This is a genomic window from Margalitia sp. FSL K6-0131, assembly GCF_038008735.1.
Classification (GTDB): domain Bacteria; phylum Bacillota; class Bacilli; order Bacillales; family Bacillaceae_C; genus Margalitia; species Margalitia shackletonii.
On record NZ_JBBOZS010000001.1, the window covers coordinates 1239624 to 1256900 of the forward strand.

Below are 17277 nucleotides of genomic sequence, written 5' to 3' on the forward strand. Positions count from 1 at the left end.
ATGAGAAAAAGCGCATTTATGTTGATGGCCGTTGTACTTAGTTTGTTGTTAATCATATCTGGATGTTCAAAGGGGTCTGCTGGTCAAACCGGGGGAACAAGTGGGAAAGATGATGGCAAACCGGTAGATGGCGGTACATTGAAAATGGCATTTGGTGCAAAGGAATTTAACGATACATTGATTCCTGGTCTTGCAAACGATGCATTCAACGCGAATCTTGTGAGGATGTTATTCGATGGTCTTGCCGATCAAAATGGAAAACTGGAACTCATGCCTCGTTTGGCAGATAAATGGGAAGTGTCATCAGACAAAATGTCCATAACGGTTACGTTGAATGAAAAAGCCAAGTGGTCCGACGGAGAACCGGTTACTTCCGATGATGTTTTATTTACTTATAACTCTCTAGTATCACCTGATCTATTGAAAATTGGCGGAGATGGCGGAAGCGCTTTAAACACTTTGAAAGGCTATAAGGAAATTTCAGAAGGAAAAGAAACATCATTTGAAAAAACGAAAGGCTTTGAGAAAATTTCTGACAAGCAGTTTAAATTAAATTTAAGCGAGAAGGATGCTGTATCTGTAACAAACATATTGACACAACGTTTACTTCCTTACCATATTTTAAAAGACAAACCTATTAAGGACTGGCAAAACCTCGATTTTGTTCAGGCGCCAAGTGTAGTTTCAGGACCATATAAAGTGAAAAAAGTGCAAAAACCAACAACGGTCATTATGGAAGCAAATAACAATTACTATATTAGCAAGCCGCACATTAAAGAAATTGTCATCCAGGGTGTAAACGTCGATGTGGCTCCAGGATTATTTGCAAAAGGTCAATTAGACTATATGATGAAAGGATTTAATGTTGCCGACGTTCAAAACTTGAAACGAATTCAGAATGTCGATGTAATCGCGAAACCAGGTGATTTGTTTGAATATATTGGGATGAAGCTGTATAAACCTCCATTCAAAGACCAGAAAGTTCGTCAAGCATTGATGTATGCGTTGCCAAGAAAATTAATGTTGGATTCCATTTATAAAGGAAATGGTGTGTTGTTAAACGGTCCGCTGCCTGAAATAATTGGAGCTCATGCATCAGAAAAAGATGGTATAAACTCATACGACTACAATGAAGATAAAGCGAATCAGTTATTGGATGAAGCTGGTTGGAAAAAGTCATCCGATGGAAAGCGGATTGACCCGAATACGAACAAACCAGCGGATTTGAAACTCACTTATACTCAAGATTCAAAAACAAGCCAAGCAATAGCAGAATCGATTAAGAAATATTTTGGAAATGTTGGTATTCAAGTGACGCTTAATCCTCAGGATAGTACGACAAAGAATGCAAAGCTGCAAAATGATGATCCGAGTATCGATATGTGGATTGGTGCTTGGGGCGGCGGTGGAGATGACCCAAGAGGTCTTTGGGCAAGTGATGCCGCACTGAACTGGGAGCGTTGGAAGGATGCAGAAAACGATAAATTGATTAAAGACACGTATGCAAGTGATAGTGCCTTTAACGCAGATGACCGCAAACAATCACTTATTAAATGGCAGCTACATACTAACGAGCAAGTACCATTGTTATTCTTGTGGACATATTATGATGTGGCTGTGAAAAGCAAAAAATTACACATTCCGCAAGATGATTTGATTGATATCGGAAGTTTATATAATCCACAAGATTGGTGGCTTTCGGAATAATAACTGCCAAAGATCTTGATTAAGATGGCTAGTATACATTAGTGCATATGAATAACAACGGAAATAATGTTATTAGTATGCACTTTTGTTTCCATCAACACATACCTTATGTTTCATGTTAAAGATGGGGAGGTTATTCGCTATGGAGCCACTGCTTGAGATTGAGAATCTGAAAACCTATTTTTTTAGCAAGAATTCTGTTACACGTGCCGTTGATGGTGTTGACATCAAGGTGTATCCAAAGCAGATAGTATGCATTGTAGGGGAATCAGGTTCGGGAAAAAGTATGACATCATTGTCTATCATGGGATTAGTACCGAAACCAAAAGGAAAAATTGTTGAAGGAAACATTACCTTCAATGGCTCGAACCTTTTAAAGTATACATTTAAAGAAATGACCGAGATTCGCGGTAACGACATTTCGATGATCTTTCAAGAGCCCATGACTGCACTAAATCCGGTACTTAAAATTGGTGATCAGATTACAGAGGGATATCTTCGTCACAATAATACGACGAAAAAGGAAGCGCTGAATAAGGCAATTGAAATGTTGAAATTTGTCGGTGTACCAAGGGCGAGTGAAATTGTAAATGAATATCCGCATCAACTTTCAGGCGGATTGCGGCAAAGGGTAATGATTGCGATGGCAATGATCTGCCAGCCTAAGCTGCTTATTGCAGATGAGCCCACAACCGCCCTTGATGTGACCATCCAAGCGCAAGTATTAGAACTAATGAAAAAAATGCGGGACGATTTTGGAACATCTATTATGTTAGTCACCCATGATCTAGGTGTGGTAGCAGAAATATCAGACTACGTTGTTGTCATGTATGCAGGGCAAGTTGTAGAGTCTACGGATGCGGATACTCTCTTCCAAGAATCGCTACATCCATATACGAATGGATTGATGAGTGCCATTCCATCTATTACCGAAGATGTAGAGACTTTATATTCCATCCCCGGCACCGTACCTGATGCAGCGAATTTCCCCGAAGGATGCAGATTTGCCGATCGTTGCCCGATTGCACAGGAAAGCTGTAAGAAAAAAATGCCGGAATTACGGGAAATCAAACCAGGACACTATGTAAGGTGCGATATCATATAATCGATTTTGTTTTCTAAAGGGGTGATGAGTATGTCGAGTTTACTAGAGGTTAAAGACTTAAAAAAATATTTCCCCATTTCTGGCGGACTTCTAAAAAGAGCAGTAGGGCAAGTAAAAGCGGTTGATGGCATATCATTTGAAGTCGGTATCGGAGAAACGTTGGGACTTGTTGGTGAATCCGGCTGCGGTAAATCAACAACTGGCAGAATGATTGCTAGAGTAATGGAACCAACGGGTGGCAACATTAAATTCGATGGTATCGATATTTCAAAATTAAAAGGAAAAAAATTAAAGGAAATACGCTCCAATCTACAGATGGTTTTTCAAGATCCATATGCTTCCTTAAATCCGAAAATGGCGATTCAAAGCATTATAGCTGAACCGCTTGAAGTAAATGGTATTGCAAAAGGAAAGGAGTTAATCCACAGAGTTAATGAATTATTGGAGACTGTAGGATTACGGCCGGAAGATAGGCAAAAGTATCCGCATGAATTTTCTGGAGGTCAAAGGCAAAGAATTGGGATAGCAAGATCGCTTGCTTTAAATCCTAAGTTAATCGTTGCGGATGAGGTTGTTTCCGCGCTAGATGTTTCCGTGCAATCGCAAATTTTAAACTTGATGGTGGAGCTGAAAAAGAAGCGACAGCTTTCTTATATCTTTATTTCACATAATCTTTCGGTTATCCGTCATATAAGCGATCGTGTGGGAGTGATGTATCTTGGAAACCTAGTGGAAATAGCGGGAAAAAAGGATTTCTTCAACAATGCATTACATCCTTATTCACAAGCGTTGCTTTCTGCAGCACCTGAGCCAACAAGAAATAGTGGACGAGAAAGGATTTTACTGCAGGGAGAAGTTCCTAGCCCAGCAAACCCGCCAAAAGGATGCCCATTCCATACGAGATGCCCTCTTGCTATGAAGATTTGCTCACAAGAAAAACCAATTATGAAGGAAAGGGAACCAAGCCATTTCGTTGCCTGTCACTTGTATAATTGATTAATAGGTTATTGTTAATATTAACTTGCAGATGGATGTGAAAGATATGAAATTACATTTCCTGGGAACCGCAGCAGCGGAGGGTATTCCAAATCCACACTGTACTTGTAATACTTGTACAGAAGCAAGAAGACTGGGTGGACGTAATATACGTTCGCGAACGTCCGTAATCAGTTATATCCGCATGGTATCCAAGCTACATATGATGGCATGATTTTAAATATAAAGTAGATTAATGGTTTCATAACTATTGAAAATGGATTGTATACAATCGATGACAGCATTCCTTAAGAAGCATTAATTTACTTATTTAACATTTGGCTCTGTTAAATAATAGTGTTGATGCTAATATCGCCTTATGTGTATACGTTCACGTCAGTTTTCCTCCAAAAAATATTACCGGTTCCCGTGTGCACATAAGGCTATAAATCAACCATAATCACTTACATAGCCTAACATTTAAAAAAAGGAGTGTAGAAGTTGTTTAAAAGCAGTCAAGAAATATTAGATTCATTGGGTGCAAGGTTAACAACAGAAGAAATAAAACAGCAGCCCGGTTTATGGGCGGAAACGTATTCCTTTTATCAACAGAAAAGCGAGGAAATCCAAACGTTTTTGCAAAAAATAACGGATGTGCATTCACAGATTCGGGTCATTTTTACCGGTGCCGGTACATCAGCCTATGTTGGTGACACAATTCTTCCTTATTTAAAGGAAAAACTGGATGAAGGCAAATGGGATTTGCAAAGTGTTCCTACCACAACGCTGGTGTCGAATCCATATCAATATTTAAAGGCAAATATCCCGACACTCCTCGTTTCCTTTGCAAGAAGTGGGAATAGTCCCGAAAGTGTTGCAGCAGTCGAATTAGCTCAAAAAATAGTAACTAACTTTTATCAGTTAACGATCACTTGTGCACAAGATGGTGAGCTTGCAAAACGGTCGGATGGGAACGAAAATAATTATCTCCTTTTAATGCCCGAAAAAGCGAATGACCAAGGCTTTGCGATGACTGGAAGTTATTCATGTATGACTTTGGCTGCTTTATTGATCTTTGATCCATTATCCATTGAAGAAAAAATGAAGATGGTGAAAAAGTTATGTTTAATGGGTGAAAATGTCATTAGCATGGAAGAGAATATCCAAAAAATCGTTGATACGGACTTTGAACGAATTATTTATCTTGGAGCCGGCAGTTTAGAAGGATTGACAAGGGAAGCACAGTTAAAGATATTAGAGTTAACTGCGGGGCAAGTTGTCACCGCTTTTGATTCCCCATTGGGCTTTAGGCATGGTCCTAAATCATTTGTGAATGAAAGAGCATTGGTATTTGTATTTGTTTCAAACCATCCTTATACCCGTCAATATGACCTCGATATTTTAAACGAATTGAAGCAGGATGATATCGCGAACTATATTTGTGCGATTCAAGTAGAAGGGGAAACGAATTATTTCGGGGATGGATTCATGTTTGGAAGTGAAGCTCAGTCTATACCAGATGCATACCTGGCATTACCATATATTATGGTCGGTCAAACAATTGCGTTGTTATCTTCTATTAAAGTAGGCAATAAACCAGATACACCATCACCGACCGGAACGGTTAACCGTGTTGTTAAAGGTGTAACGATACATAAATATTGTGGATAATCTTTGATAGTTGAAAGAGTGAGAATCTTAACAGTCATCATGAACCCTATTGAAGCAACACCAGAGTCAGCAATAAGTTAAGTTTCCCAAAAAAGAGGTGTCAAGCACCAAGTTAGAAGTATTCTAATCTTGTGCCTGACACCATTTTTATTCCGCTTTTTTTCATTATTATAGTGTCTTAACTAGAATGCTAGCTATGATGACGGATGCGACGGTCACCGTTGTAAAGCCGGCAATTAACATTGGTGGCGATAATTCATTTAAGAGCATTTCTTTTTCTTCTTCTGTCCTTCCAACACTCCTACTAACTTCCTGACACAATATATAGTCTGCCGGAAAGCCGAACATAGAAGTCAAAGCCAGCGACATCCCCTTATATGGATGTACTTTAAATACTTTTGAAAAGATAAATCCTCCTGTTAAAATTCCAATTTGTCCAATGATAATGATTGCTAAAATTTGTGGGATAAAATGTAAAAATTGCGAAAGGCTCACAGTACTCATCGATGCAATGACAATAAAAATCGTACCAAGAATTGCAACACTCGAAGCTTTCGCCTTGTCCATAATATTTTCATTATAGAATTTCACTCTTGCACCAAGCACACCAATAATCAGGCACCAAATGGTAGAACTGACCCCGGTAAAGCTACCGATAACCGTTCCGAGTGAAGCGCCAAGAAACAATTTAAATAGGAGAACATTCGCGGTATTAAATTCAAATTTCTTTTTGGGTTTGCTTTCTTGTATGTGTGCTTCCAATGTTGCAGCAACATACTTTTTAGAATCTGGAAGTCCTATTTTGTCTCGTAAAATAAGTGCATATTTCCGAAGAAAGATAGAGGCAACTGGCATACCAAATAATTTATGAATGGCTAGGACAAGTGCTGGAATCGCAACAAGATTGGTAAAACCAAGCGCTTTTAACTCATCAGAGGTGACAATAAAGGCGACAATTCCCCCGACGATTGGCCCCATTCCAGCTACAGCTGTTTCATAACCAAAAAGCATCGTAATGATTGGAAGGACTAACGCGATAGCTACAAGCGTCCCGCCTAGTGCAATTAATACTGCTTTATACTGTCTAAACATCAGGGTTAATGGAATAAGCGTGCCCAAATGAACCACCAATGGTCCTGTCATCAAGCTGCCTATTTGACTAAAAGTTGATGTATCCACAATATTTTTAGGGAAAATTCCCGTCCAAACCAAAACTAGAAAACCAATAATTGCAATTAACAGCATAGGCACCCTAGCCCTCGTTAGAACTGAAATAATCTCCCCTACCGCAACTAATGCTAACACTAGCATTGCTGCAAAAACTGGTTCATTGATTGTCATAGTATAGCCTCCTGGAATAAAAAAGATGGAATTCATTATTACGATTATTCAGAAATTTACTAATAAAAATATCCCATTCGTAATAATAAAAACAGAATGATTACCGAATGTTAATAAAATTTACTGAAAATATTAACTTTTGAATAATAATAGTTTTGATTATAAAATATATTCTGAGAAATTTCTACACTATTTTTGAACTATTTTTAAAAATAGGGAAAGGGGAAAGTCTCTATACAAGGAATTCGACTCTCACGCACTCGCCCTTAAAAAATCATTTACCTCTACTCTTTTTCATATTAATCTAATAAAGGAAAGAATGAATCTGTGTTTGACACCTAGAATGTAGGAGATGTTTTACTTGTTAGTTAGAATGAATAAGCGGCTTGAAAAGATGATGCCCTTTATTACACCGGTAAGTGTGGTACTTGGTGTGCTGTTATCCGTGTATTTAAAGGATTATTCCTTTCTCGTTCCGTGGATATTTGCTTTTATGACCTTTGCAGGGAGTCTTGGTTCTAATTTTCAGTCACTGAAACAGGTGGTAACACATCCTTTTTCCATCATCATTGGTCTAATAATCTTACATGTTTTGATGCCGATTTGGGCTTTGGGGATCGGGCATGCCGTTTTTCATGGAGATGCTTATACGATTACGGGATTAGTCCTCGGGATGGTAATCCCAACAGGTGTGACAAGCGTTATTTGGGTTTCTATTTACAGAGGAAATATGGCGTTAACTTTATCTCTTATTTTAATAGATACCTTGCTGTCACCGTTTATTGTTCCATATACACTTTCATTAATTGTGGGACAGAAGGTTGAACTAGATACTCTTGGGATTATGAAAGGGCTATTTGAGATGGTGGTCATCCCGTCGATCCTTGCCATGATGTTAAATCAATGGACAAAAGGGAAAATCAAAGATACTTTGGGTCCTAAATTAGCCCCTTTCTCGAAAATATGCCTAGGGCTTGTTGTGATGTTGAATGGAGCGGTTATTGCACCTCATTTAAAGAATGTTTCATTGAAGTTAGTGGGAATTGGCGTAGTAGTATTCTTCATTGCTTTTACGGGTTACTTATTTTCTTTTCTGATCGGCAGAATATTGAAAAGAGATTTGGAAACGACAGTTGCCTTAACTTTTCTGGGCGGCATGAGGAATATTAGTGCCGGAGCGGTCATTGCTGTTTCCTATTTTCCTCCAGCTGTTGCCACCCCTGTTATTATTGCGATGCTCTTTCAACAAGTATTGGCATCCGTTTTTGGGTATATGATAGATAAGTATTTTCATCCATCGGTAAAGGAAAAGCGGAAGATTGCATAGAAAGGTCTCAGGCACCAGAGATTAATCTAATCTGGTGCCTGACATCATTTGTCGTATTTGGTTCAAATCCAGAACATGCATAGAATATATCATACACCCTGACAGGACTAGTATGAGTACGATATAGAGTAAAAACACTGCTAGCTTTTCTTTTTTTGTTGTTTTTTTATAAAATTGTATTTTCCCGAGTTGTTTATCGATTTTCTCTTTTTCTGCATAAATAGGTTCTTCGGCTAAATCCCCATCATATAAAGATTCCAGCTGTACGACAATGGTTCGATATGCCAGCATTCTTGTTTCATAGATCGCTTCCGAAGCAAGATCACGTTTTTCAGATAAGGCATTATTAGTGGAATGTAATATGTTTTTGTATTCGTATATCATTCTGTTAAGCCATGAAAGCTTTTCTGAACTTTCTTCCATATTTAAATAAGTACTTTTCAGTTGTTCCCATTCCCGGATTCTTTCTTCCCATTCTAAGGATTGAATGTGTAAGGCTTTTTCCTTTCTGTCTTCGCCAAACATCGCGAATACTTGAAGGATTCCAAAAATCACAAGCAGAATAAGAATTGGATTGGGGCTGAATATCGCAACGATGGCAAGCACAATCAGTCCGAAAATGGTAAATTTTTTACTTAACATTTTGGCAATGTGGCCGCCGTCTAATGGCATCATCGGAATAAGATTGAATAAATTAAGCATCGCACCTACCTGGAATAAAGCCATCCAAAACAACTCATGTGTCATAAAGTAGAGAACAAAGAAAGGAAGAATGGACAATAATCCGGCAAACGGTCCCATGTATGAAATATACACATCGTCTTTGATAGATTTCGGTTTTTCTTTCATTCCGACAGCAGCTCCAAGAAAAGGTATAAAAACAGCAGGAGTGGTTGGAATTCCTTTTTTCCGCGCTGCAACCATATGCCCCATCTCATGTATGAACAATAAATAGACAATCCCTACCCCGAACTTCCATCCATAAATAAGTGCATAAGCCCCGATACTGATAAATAAAGAAATTAATGTATGAAGCTTGGCAATTTTTAATATAACAATGACATATTTTAATTTTGATAACATGATCAATAGAACTGCGCCTATAGCTCCAAATAAGCTTTTCTTATTTTTCATAAACAACCTCCCTATGATTCTATTTTATACGATTTTCAAAGCATTTTTGATTATTTTCATCACTATTGGTCAAATTGATTGGAAAAAAATTTAATAGAAAGTACTCAGAAAAAATAATCGCACGAATTACATGTTGAATGGCCCAAAATGGGAGGTGAACAGCCCGAATTTCATGACGATCAGCCCGAAATGGACCTTCAACAGCATAAAATGGGTATAAATACCTATAGGAACTCCATTGGTGTTAATCGAATTTTAGTTAGCATATGGATACATAAATGAATTCAAAGCGACTAGTTTTACGCAAAATTTTGGGGGAGATGAATGAAATGCTTAAAGGAAAAATGCTTAAATTTGGGGATACGATTGGATTAACGGCTCCGTCAAGTCCATCTAAAGTGGAAAGGGTGCAGATGGCAATTCAAATGATCCGAGAGCTTGGCTTTAACGTAAAAGTAGGGAAAAGCTGTTATGAGGAATATGGCGGTTATTTGGCTGGGACTCCGGAAAATCGCGCAAAAGAGCTAAACGACATGTTCACTGATCCGGAGGTGGATGCGATTCTATGTTTACGCGGCGGATACGGAACACCGCAGCTACTGCCTTATTTAGACTATGAAGAGATATCGCAGCATCCAAAACTATTTATCGGATATAGTGATATTACTGCCTTACATACTGTTTTTATGCAGAAATGCGGGCTGGCAACTGTTCACGGACCGATGGCAACCTCGGATCTTTTAGATGGTGATGAGTTTACGCGTACTTCCTTACTGCGATTATTAATGAACTCAAATCCACTGGGGGCAGTTAGCAATCCGGAAGGCGAGGAGATTTTAAGTTTAGTAGATGGTGTAGCGGAAGGAGAATTGGTCGGAGGAAATCTCTGCTTAGTCGCGTCGTTAATGGGTACCCCTTATGATTTAGACACGAAAGGAAAAATTTTATTTCTGGAGGATGTCGGGGAAGAACCGTTTAAAGTGGATCGAATGTTAACTCAATTAGCTTTAGCTGGAAAGTTGACAGACGCGGCAGGAATCATTTTTGGCACATTCACAGAATGTGAATCGCCAAACTATTCTCATGGATTTGATATTGTTGATGTATTTAAAACGATCGTCGCACCGTTTGGGAAGCCAACAATCTATAATCTTCAGGCTGGTCATTGCGAGACAAAATTAACCTTGCCATTCGGAGTAAAAGCAAAGCTCGATGCAACCAATCGCAGTCTAATTATCGAGGAAAGTGTGGTTCTGTCATGATGGAAAAAGAAATCTTGCTTCAGCAAGCAGGGGGAATTTTACCATGGTTAGTGGAAGTACGCAGAGATTTTCATGCTTATCCTGAGTTTGGGATGGAGGAATTTAGAACGAAGGATAAGATTTGTGAGTATCTAGACGAGATGGGCATTCCTTATCAAGCCGGAATTGCCAATACTGGTGTGGTTGGGCTTATTCAAGGGGAGCAAGATGGAAAAACAGTTGCATTGCGAGCAGATATGGATGCTTTGCCTATTTTAGAAAAAAATGATATCCCGTATAAATCCACTGTTGACGGAAAAATGCATGCTTGCGGACATGATGCGCATATGACCGTTTTATTAGGAGCGGCCAAGCTTTTACAGGAAAACAAGCATTTACTGAAAGGCAATGTAAAGTTATTGTTTCAGCCGGCTGAGGAAACAGTCGGTGGGGCGGAGCCAATGATAAAAGAAGGGGCATTGGAAAATCCAAAGGTCGATGCGGTCTTTGGCCTTCATGTCGATCCTGCGATACCAGTTGGAAAAATTGGGGTTAAATACGGGCAAATGAATGCTTCTTCTGATACGATAACGATAACGGTAAAAGGAAAAAATGCGCATGGTGCTTATGCATATATGGGAAAAGACGCGATTGTCATTGCCGCCGGGGTTATCAGCGCATTGCAAACCATTGTTAGTCGCAGTGTCGATGCCCGTGAATCTGCTGTCATCTCCATTGGCACCATTCACGGAGGAACCCAAGGGAATATCGTAGCTGATGAAGTGAAGCTTGTCGGAACGGTTCGTACATTAACTCCTGAGATTCGCAGAGGTGTTTTACAAAAATTAGAGGAAACCGTCACTTATGTTGCAAAGGGATTAGGTGGTGAAGCAGTACTTTCTGTTGAACCTGGCTACACTTCGTTGATCAATAATGATGAAATGGTAGATATTGTGAAGGAAAGCGGCGAGGCACTAATTGGGGAAGAAAATGTGAACCTGCTTTCGAGACCCAGTCTAGGAGTAGAAGACTTTGCTTTTTTCGCCAAAGCGGTACCAGGGGCCTTTTTCCGACTTGGGGTACGAAACGATGAAAAAGGAATTGTCCATGATGTACATACACCATTTTTTAATATAGATGAAAATAGCTTAAAGATTGGTGTTGCCATGCAGGTTTGGAATGTTTTTAGTTTTTTGGAGTAAAGGGATTTGAGTTGTTTACATATTAAATCATCCTCACCTTCTTTGGGATTTGGTACAGTTTGGCAAAAGTTTAAAGATATTGTGCTGTTCCTTACAAAGACATGTTCAAGGAGAGCAAACATTATAATTAGAGGAGAATCAAATCATGAAAGCAATCGTTCATGCAGAAAAAGATGGTTTTGACGGATTATCTTTGTGCGAAGTGGAAGAAAAAACTCCAAAAGCAGGGGAGGTTAGGGTGAAGCTAAAAGCAGCAGGGTTAAACCACCGAGATTTATTTGTAGTCCTTAACCGGCACAAGCATACGGATCCGCCATTAATCGTTGGATCTGATGGAGCCGGAGTGGTCGATGCCATTGGAGAAGGAGTTACAAGCGTTAAGATTGGCGACGAAGTAATGATCAACCCAAGTTTAGGGTGGAAAGAGAAAAGTGATGCGCCGCCAGTCGGATTCGACATTCTTGGACATCCCACTGATGGTACTTTTTCAGAGAAAATTGTTGTTCCTGCAGAAAACGTGGTGACAAAGCCTGCCTATTTATCATGGGAGGAAGCCGGCGTTTTATCACTGGCTGCTTTAACTGCATACCGTGCTTTATTTACAAGAGGGAAAGTGCAATCTGGCATGAAGGTACTTATTCCGGGCATTGGAAGTGGGGTAGCAACTTTTATGCTGCAATTTGCAAAGGCAGCAGGAGCAACTGTATATGTAACCTCGCGTTCAAAGGAAAAAGCCGACAAAGCTCTTGAAATCGGTGCAAATAAAGCGATTGACAGCAACGGCGACTGGGATAAGGAGTTAAATGGGGAGAAAATGGATTTGATTATCGATTGTGTTGGGGCAGCAACGATTAATAAATCCCTAAAGCAATTGCGTCAAGGCGGGACCATCGTTACGTTCGGATCCTCAACAGGAGATATGATTCATCTAAATCTTCGTGAATTCTTCTACGGTCAATTTAACCTGCTGGGTTCCACAATGGGAAGCGGAGAAGAATACAAAGAAATGATAGCATTTATGGAAAAATATCAAATCAGACCTGTAGTGGATCAAGTATTTCCACTTGAACAATACAAGGAAGCATTTAGTCGTTTGGAAACCGGCAAACAACTGGGGAAAATCGGATTTTATATTGGTTAATGGGACGGAGGGTCAAACCCCTCGTCCCATTTTTTTGGTGCGCCCAGCATGGGTGCAGTCTATAGGGTGAAAGTCCCGAACTGTGAAGGCAGAAGTAGCAGTAGCTAAACGCAAGGGTGTCTGTGGTGACGCAGAATCTGAAGGAAGCGGGCGGCAAATCTCCGGTCTGAGGGACACGAACTTCATATAAGGCTAGGTATCATTGGATGAGTTTGCCAAACAAAACGAAGTCCTTTCTGCCAAAGATGATACAGAGTAAATGAAGCAGATAGATGGGGAGAAAGACTGTACTCTTACCTGGGGAGGTCTGGCTGAAATGCCGAGCACACTCGGTAACTTACTTTGTGAAGGGTAATTGAACAGCCAGAAGTCAGCAGAGGTCATAGTACCTGACTAGCTTAAGATGGTTAGGGAAGGACTGAACATTTAAGGAGAATATACACTAGGCGTTCATTGTTTATGATGATACAGACAATCCAATTGGACTTACTTAAAGGAGGAAGTGGTGAATTCCACAGGGGACTTTAAGAGGGTGGAATAAACAATGGCACAAATAGCACGTATATTCACGTGAAAGGATGTATCGAAATGATGGAACGAATACTGTCACGGGACAATCTACTTTCGGCATTGAAACGTGTCGAAAAGAATAAGGGTAGCCATGGAGTAGATGAAATGCCTGTAAAATCCCTACGAGCGCATATTCTACAAAATTGGCAAGAAATCCGAAATTCAATAAAGGACGGAACCTATGAGCCTATGCCAGTCAGACGAGTCGAAATCCCGAAACCAAATGGCGGCGTTCGTTTATTAGGTATTCCTACCGTGACAGACCGTTTTGTCCAACAAGCGATTGCCCAAATATTAACCCCAATCTATGACCCAACCTTTTCCGAACATAGCTATGGGTTTAGACCCAGAAGAAGGGCACATGATGCCGTTAGGGAAGCAAGGCAATATATAGAAGAGGGCTACAGATGGGTAATAGATATGGACTTAGAAAAGTTCTTCGACAAGGTAAATCACGATATGCTTATGGGACTCCTAGCAAAAAGAGTCAAGGATAAGACGATTCTAAAGTTAATTAGAAAATACTTAGAGTCGGGGATTATGATAAACGGTGTGGAAACTATCAGCGAAGAAGGTGTTCCTCAGGGTGGACCATTAAGTCCACTACTTTCCAATATCATGTTAGATGAATTAGATAAGGAACTAGAGGAAAGAGGACACAAATTTGTCCGCTACGCAGATGATTGTAATATTTACGTAAAAACCAAGAAGGCAGGTTTACGCGTCAAGAGTTCTATCACTACTTTCATTGAAAAGAAGCTTAAACTAAAAGTAAATGAAGAGAAAAGTGCGGTGGACAGACCGTGGAAACGAAAGTTTCTTGGATTCAGCTTCACATCAAACCGTAATCCAAAAATCCGTATCGCAAAAGAAAGTATAAAGAGAGCTAAAAGTAGAATAAAAGAACTAACATCAAGGTCAAAACCCATTCCATTGGAATTGCGTATTGAGAAACTAAATGAATACCTTGTTGGTTGGTGCGGATATTTTGCGCTGGCAGACACGCCAACTCCCTTTAAACAACTGGATGAACATATTCGAAGAAGACTCCGAATGTGCCTTTGGAAACAATGGAAACTACCCAAAACAAAAATTAAAAGGCTCATATCCCTTGGCGTTCCAAGAGAGAAGGCCCATGAATGGGGAAATTCTCGTAAGAAATATTGGCGCATTTCGAATAGTCCTATCTTACACACAACACTAAATCTAAAGTTTTGGAGAAATCAAAAGCTTAAAAGTCTGTTAGATAGATACAACCATTTGCGTCATACTTAAGTGAACCGCCGTATACCGAACGGTACGTACGGTGGTGTGAGAGGTCGGGGGTTAGTCACCCCCTCCTACTCGATTGGGTTAGGGGGAGAGGTAACTCATCCTATTTTTTTACAAGTTCCATCCCGTCTCCTAATTTAATATGCTTAAAAGCTGGTTCAATGAGAATGAATGATAAGCGTCCTTTTTAGTTATGATGCCTAATTTCCATAGGAGAGTAGGCTCTTTTATAGGGATCATTTTGACATTAGGATGGTTTTGTTTGTAAAAAATCGATTTCGGTAATAAGGCTATTCCCATTTTGGAAGAAACAAGTTCGACAAGTAAATCCCATTGACTGCTTTCGTAAGAAACATTCGCTTCAAAACCTACTTCATTACATGCTTTTTTTACGTAGTCATGCAATGTAAAATCCTCCGAAAAGAGAACAAATCTTTCATCTTTCAGTTCTGTTAATAAAACTTCCTTTCTATTAGAAAGTGGGTGTTCCTCGTATATAAATAAAACAAATTCGTCCGTAATATAAGGATATACTTTAAATTTTTCTTCATCAGCCGGCAAGACAATAATACCTAAATCTATTTGGGCATCCTCAACAAGCTCGGCAATCCGTTTGGCTCCCAATTCCACAAGCTGAAGCTTTACTTTTGGGTACTTCGCATGGAATTTCCTTGCAATATCAGGGAAAAAGAGAGTACCAATAAGGGGAGGGATGCCAATCTTAATTTCTCCCGTTTCCAGATCTCTTAGTTCATCCAAAAGAATATTTAATTCGTATAGCGGGGCAAGAGCTTTCCGACCTTGCTGATAAACAATTCTGCCGGCATCCGTTAATCTTAAGTGGCGAGTGGAGCGATCAAACAGTTCAACTTGAAGCTCTTCTTCGAGCTTTTTGACAATTTTACTGAGGGAGGGCTGTGATAAGTAAGAATGTTCCGCTGCTTTTGTAAAACTCATGTGGTCTGCTACTTCGATAAATAATTTTATTTCACGTAAATCCATCCATCACATTCTCCTATTTATTCCTTATTTTCATACTATTTATTCTATATATGTATTTTACTAATAAAAAAGAGGACTGTAAACTGAATGTTGAATCATTCAGAATTTTAAAAGCAATTAAAGGAGGCTATACGGGTGAAAAGTAGTAAAATTATGCATTCCTTTATGGAAGCGGTTTCAGATATTAAAGATGGAGCAACGATTATTGTGGGCGGTTTTGGACTTTCAGGGATACCTGAATTTTCTATACAGGCACTTAAAGAGCAGGGAACGAAAGATTTAACCGTTGTCAGCAATAACTGCGGAGTGGATGATTGGGGACTGGGCTTACTTCTTGCTAACAAACAAATTAAAAAAATGGTGTCCTCCTATGTGGGTGAAAATAAAATTTTCGAGACTCAGTTTTTAAGTGGTGAACTGGAAGTGGAACTCGTGCCACAAGGTACACTGGCAGAACGAATTCGCGCTGGTGGTGCAGGTATTCCGGGCTTTTATACTGCAACAGGTGTTGGAACTCCTATTGCGGAAGGAAAGGAAACAAAAGAGTTTGATGGGAAAACGTATCTTTTGGAGCACGGCATTGTTGGCGATTTCGCGCTCGTGAAGGCATGGAAAGCGGATACTCTTGGAAACCTTGTGTATCGTAAAACAGCTCGCAATTTTAATCCATTAGCAGCGATGGCTGGAAAAATAACCATTGCAGAAGTAGAGGAAATCGTTGAGCCAGGGGAACTGGACCCAGATGAAATTCATACACCGGGCATTTTTGTGCAGCGTCTGTTGCTTGGAACGAATTATCAAAAGCGGATTGAACGCCGTACCGTTGTAAAAGCTTAATATTTTCATAGAATGGAGTGTCGAAAATGAAAGATTCACATCAAAAAATAGTAAGTAGAGCAGTGAAGGAAATTAAAGATGGAATGAATGTTAATCTGGGCATCGGGATACCCACACTTGTAGCGAATGAAATCCCAGCTGACTTCAATGTTTTGCTGCAATCGGAAAACGGTTTGCTCGGGATCGGACCATATCCAGTTGAAGGACAGGAGGACCCAGATTTAATCAATGCCGGAAAGGAAACAGTTACAGCCGTTCCGGGTGCATCGTTTTTTGATAGTGCGGAGTCATTTGCGATGATTCGCGGCGGCCATATTGATCTGGCTATCCTTGGAGGTATGGAAGTATCGGAACAAGGTGACTTGGCAAATTGGATGATTCCCGGGAAAATGGTAAAAGGCATGGGCGGGGCAATGGACCTTGTGAATGGTGCAAAACGAGTGATTGTCATAATGGAACATGTAAATAAATATGGAGAATCCAAAATTAAACGAGAATGCTCATTGCCGCTCACAGGAAAAAAAGTCGTGCATCGTTTAATTACAGAATTAGCCGTTTTTGATTTTACTCCAAATGGAATGGTGCTTATTGAAACGCAAGAAAATGTAACCGTTTCCGATGTGAAAGAGAAAACAGAAGCGGAGTTCACGGTGGCCCCGGAACTTTTAGCAGCACAATAAGATTAAGCAGGATGGAGGGACGGTTCTGTTGTTTCCAAAAAGGAGACAGCTCTATTTCTTAGAATAATATCT

At 39.7% G+C, this 17277-nt stretch carries 15 protein-coding genes; 12 read left to right on the plus strand and 3 right to left on the minus strand.

Annotated features, from left to right (window positions below; all coding sequences use genetic code 11):
* The 5 genes from NSQ59_RS05990 to agaS all read left to right on the plus strand — a co-directional run bounded on the left by NSQ59_RS05990 (nucleotide 1) and on the right by agaS (nucleotide 5458).
* On the plus strand, nucleotides 1-1707 hold the full coding sequence (locus NSQ59_RS05990; protein ID WP_340830082.1) for a peptide ABC transporter substrate-binding protein: 1707 nt from the start codon (nucleotides 1-3) through the stop codon (nucleotides 1705-1707).
* A gap of 142 nt (nucleotides 1708-1849) precedes the next feature.
* Nucleotides 1850-2812, plus strand: a complete 963-nt coding sequence (locus NSQ59_RS05995) for an ABC transporter ATP-binding protein (RefSeq protein WP_055738606.1) — start codon at nucleotides 1850-1852, stop codon at nucleotides 2810-2812.
* Nucleotides 2813-2842: 30 nt separating this feature from the next.
* Complete coding sequence (locus tag NSQ59_RS06000; RefSeq protein ID WP_055738607.1) at nucleotides 2843-3808, plus strand: ABC transporter ATP-binding protein; 966 nt, start codon at nucleotides 2843-2845, stop codon at nucleotides 3806-3808.
* Between the two features lie 46 nt (nucleotides 3809-3854).
* Nucleotides 3855-4022, plus strand: a complete 168-nt coding sequence (locus NSQ59_RS06005) for a hypothetical protein (protein ID WP_200915571.1) — start codon at nucleotides 3855-3857, stop codon at nucleotides 4020-4022.
* A gap of 266 nt (nucleotides 4023-4288) precedes the next feature.
* Nucleotides 4289-5458, plus strand: a complete 1170-nt coding sequence (agaS, locus tag NSQ59_RS06010) for a tagatose-6-phosphate ketose isomerase (RefSeq protein WP_340830084.1) — start codon at nucleotides 4289-4291, stop codon at nucleotides 5456-5458.
* Between the two features lie 168 nt (nucleotides 5459-5626).
* Here agaS and NSQ59_RS06015 read toward each other — a convergent pair whose 3' ends face one another.
* Nucleotides 5627-6799: a hypothetical protein gene (locus tag NSQ59_RS06015; protein ID WP_340830085.1), complete on the minus strand. Its 1173-nt coding sequence runs from the start codon at nucleotides 6797-6799 to the stop codon at nucleotides 5627-5629.
* Between the two features lie 361 nt (nucleotides 6800-7160).
* Between NSQ59_RS06015 and NSQ59_RS06020 the strand changes: the two genes are divergently transcribed.
* Nucleotides 7161-8126 carry a bile acid:sodium symporter family protein gene (locus NSQ59_RS06020; RefSeq protein WP_340830086.1) on the plus strand — a complete coding sequence of 322 codons (966 nt, stop codon included), beginning with the start codon at nucleotides 7161-7163 and terminating at the stop codon, nucleotides 8124-8126.
* Nucleotides 8127-8147: 21 nt separating this feature from the next.
* On the opposite strand, the gene NSQ59_RS06025 is transcribed toward NSQ59_RS06020, so the two are convergent.
* Nucleotides 8148-9260 (minus strand): site-2 protease family protein, encoded by a 1113-nt coding sequence (locus NSQ59_RS06025; protein WP_340830087.1) that lies wholly within the window; start codon nucleotides 9258-9260, stop codon nucleotides 8148-8150.
* Between the two features lie 329 nt (nucleotides 9261-9589).
* On the opposite strand from NSQ59_RS06025, the gene NSQ59_RS06030 reads away from it, so the two are divergent.
* From NSQ59_RS06030 to ltrA, 4 genes are all read left to right on the plus strand, one after another.
* Entirely contained in the window at nucleotides 9590-10522 is a 933-nt protein-coding gene (locus NSQ59_RS06030; protein ID WP_340830089.1) for a S66 peptidase family protein, read from the plus strand.
* On the plus strand, nucleotides 10519-11703 hold the full coding sequence (locus NSQ59_RS06035) for a M20 metallopeptidase family protein (RefSeq protein ID WP_340830091.1): 1185 nt from the start codon (nucleotides 10519-10521) through the stop codon (nucleotides 11701-11703). The genes NSQ59_RS06030 and NSQ59_RS06035 overlap by 4 nt, the downstream gene beginning before the upstream one ends.
* A 145-nt stretch (nucleotides 11704-11848) precedes the next feature.
* On the plus strand, nucleotides 11849-12844 hold the full coding sequence (locus NSQ59_RS06040) for a zinc-binding dehydrogenase (protein WP_340830094.1): 996 nt from the start codon (nucleotides 11849-11851) through the stop codon (nucleotides 12842-12844).
* A 588-nt stretch (nucleotides 12845-13432) separates the two neighbouring features.
* Nucleotides 13433-14689, plus strand: coding sequence for a group II intron reverse transcriptase/maturase (gene ltrA / locus NSQ59_RS06045; protein WP_340828527.1), 1257 nt, complete (start codon nucleotides 13433-13435; stop codon nucleotides 14687-14689).
* Nucleotides 14690-14818: 129 nt separating this feature from the next.
* On the opposite strand, the gene NSQ59_RS06050 is transcribed toward ltrA, so the two are convergent.
* Complete coding sequence (locus NSQ59_RS06050; protein WP_340830096.1) at nucleotides 14819-15688, minus strand: LysR family transcriptional regulator; 870 nt, start codon at nucleotides 15686-15688, stop codon at nucleotides 14819-14821.
* A gap of 153 nt (nucleotides 15689-15841) precedes the next feature.
* Here NSQ59_RS06050 and NSQ59_RS06055 point away from each other — a divergent pair, with 153 nt between their 5' ends.
* A complete protein-coding gene (locus tag NSQ59_RS06055; protein ID WP_161809281.1) occupies nucleotides 15842-16525 on the plus strand; it encodes a CoA transferase subunit A in 684 nt (227 codons plus the stop codon).
* A gap of 26 nt (nucleotides 16526-16551) precedes the next feature.
* The gene (locus tag NSQ59_RS06060; protein ID WP_340830099.1) at nucleotides 16552-17205 is read left to right on the plus strand and encodes a CoA transferase subunit B; all 654 of its coding nucleotides are present in this window, start codon (nucleotides 16552-16554) and stop codon (nucleotides 17203-17205) included.
* The last annotated feature ends 72 nt before the right edge of the window (nucleotides 17206-17277 follow it).

Bases quoted from the DNA above. Each gene is read 5' to 3' on its own strand.
- NSQ59_RS05995 (WP_055738606.1), top strand. From the start codon at position 1,850: ATGGAGCCACTGCTTGAGATTGAGAATCTGAAAACCTATTTTTTTAGC.
- NSQ59_RS06000 (WP_055738607.1), top strand. From the start codon at position 2,843: ATGTCGAGTTTACTAGAGGTTAAAGACTTAAAAAAATATTTCCCCATT.
- ltrA (WP_340828527.1), top strand. From the start codon at position 13,433: ATGATGGAACGAATACTGTCACGGGACAATCTACTTTCGGCATTGAAA.
- NSQ59_RS06030 (WP_340830089.1), top strand. From the start codon at position 9,590: ATGCTTAAAGGAAAAATGCTTAAATTTGGGGATACGATTGGATTAACG.
- NSQ59_RS06005 (WP_200915571.1), top strand. From the start codon at position 3,855: ATGAAATTACATTTCCTGGGAACCGCAGCAGCGGAGGGTATTCCAAAT.
- NSQ59_RS06040 (WP_340830094.1), top strand. From the start codon at position 11,849: ATGAAAGCAATCGTTCATGCAGAAAAAGATGGTTTTGACGGATTATCT.
- NSQ59_RS06015 (WP_340830085.1), bottom strand. From the start codon at position 6,799: ATGACAATCAATGAACCAGTTTTTGCAGCAATGCTAGTGTTAGCATTA.
- NSQ59_RS06060 (WP_340830099.1), top strand. From the start codon at position 16,552: ATGAAAGATTCACATCAAAAAATAGTAAGTAGAGCAGTGAAGGAAATT.
- NSQ59_RS06050 (WP_340830096.1), bottom strand. From the start codon at position 15,688: ATGGATTTACGTGAAATAAAATTATTTATCGAAGTAGCAGACCACATG.
- NSQ59_RS06055 (WP_161809281.1), top strand. From the start codon at position 15,842: ATGCATTCCTTTATGGAAGCGGTTTCAGATATTAAAGATGGAGCAACG.
- NSQ59_RS06035 (WP_340830091.1), top strand. From the start codon at position 10,519: ATGATGGAAAAAGAAATCTTGCTTCAGCAAGCAGGGGGAATTTTACCA.
- NSQ59_RS05990 (WP_340830082.1), top strand. From the start codon at position 1: ATGAGAAAAAGCGCATTTATGTTGATGGCCGTTGTACTTAGTTTGTTG.
- NSQ59_RS06025 (WP_340830087.1), bottom strand. From the start codon at position 9,260: ATGAAAAATAAGAAAAGCTTATTTGGAGCTATAGGCGCAGTTCTATTG.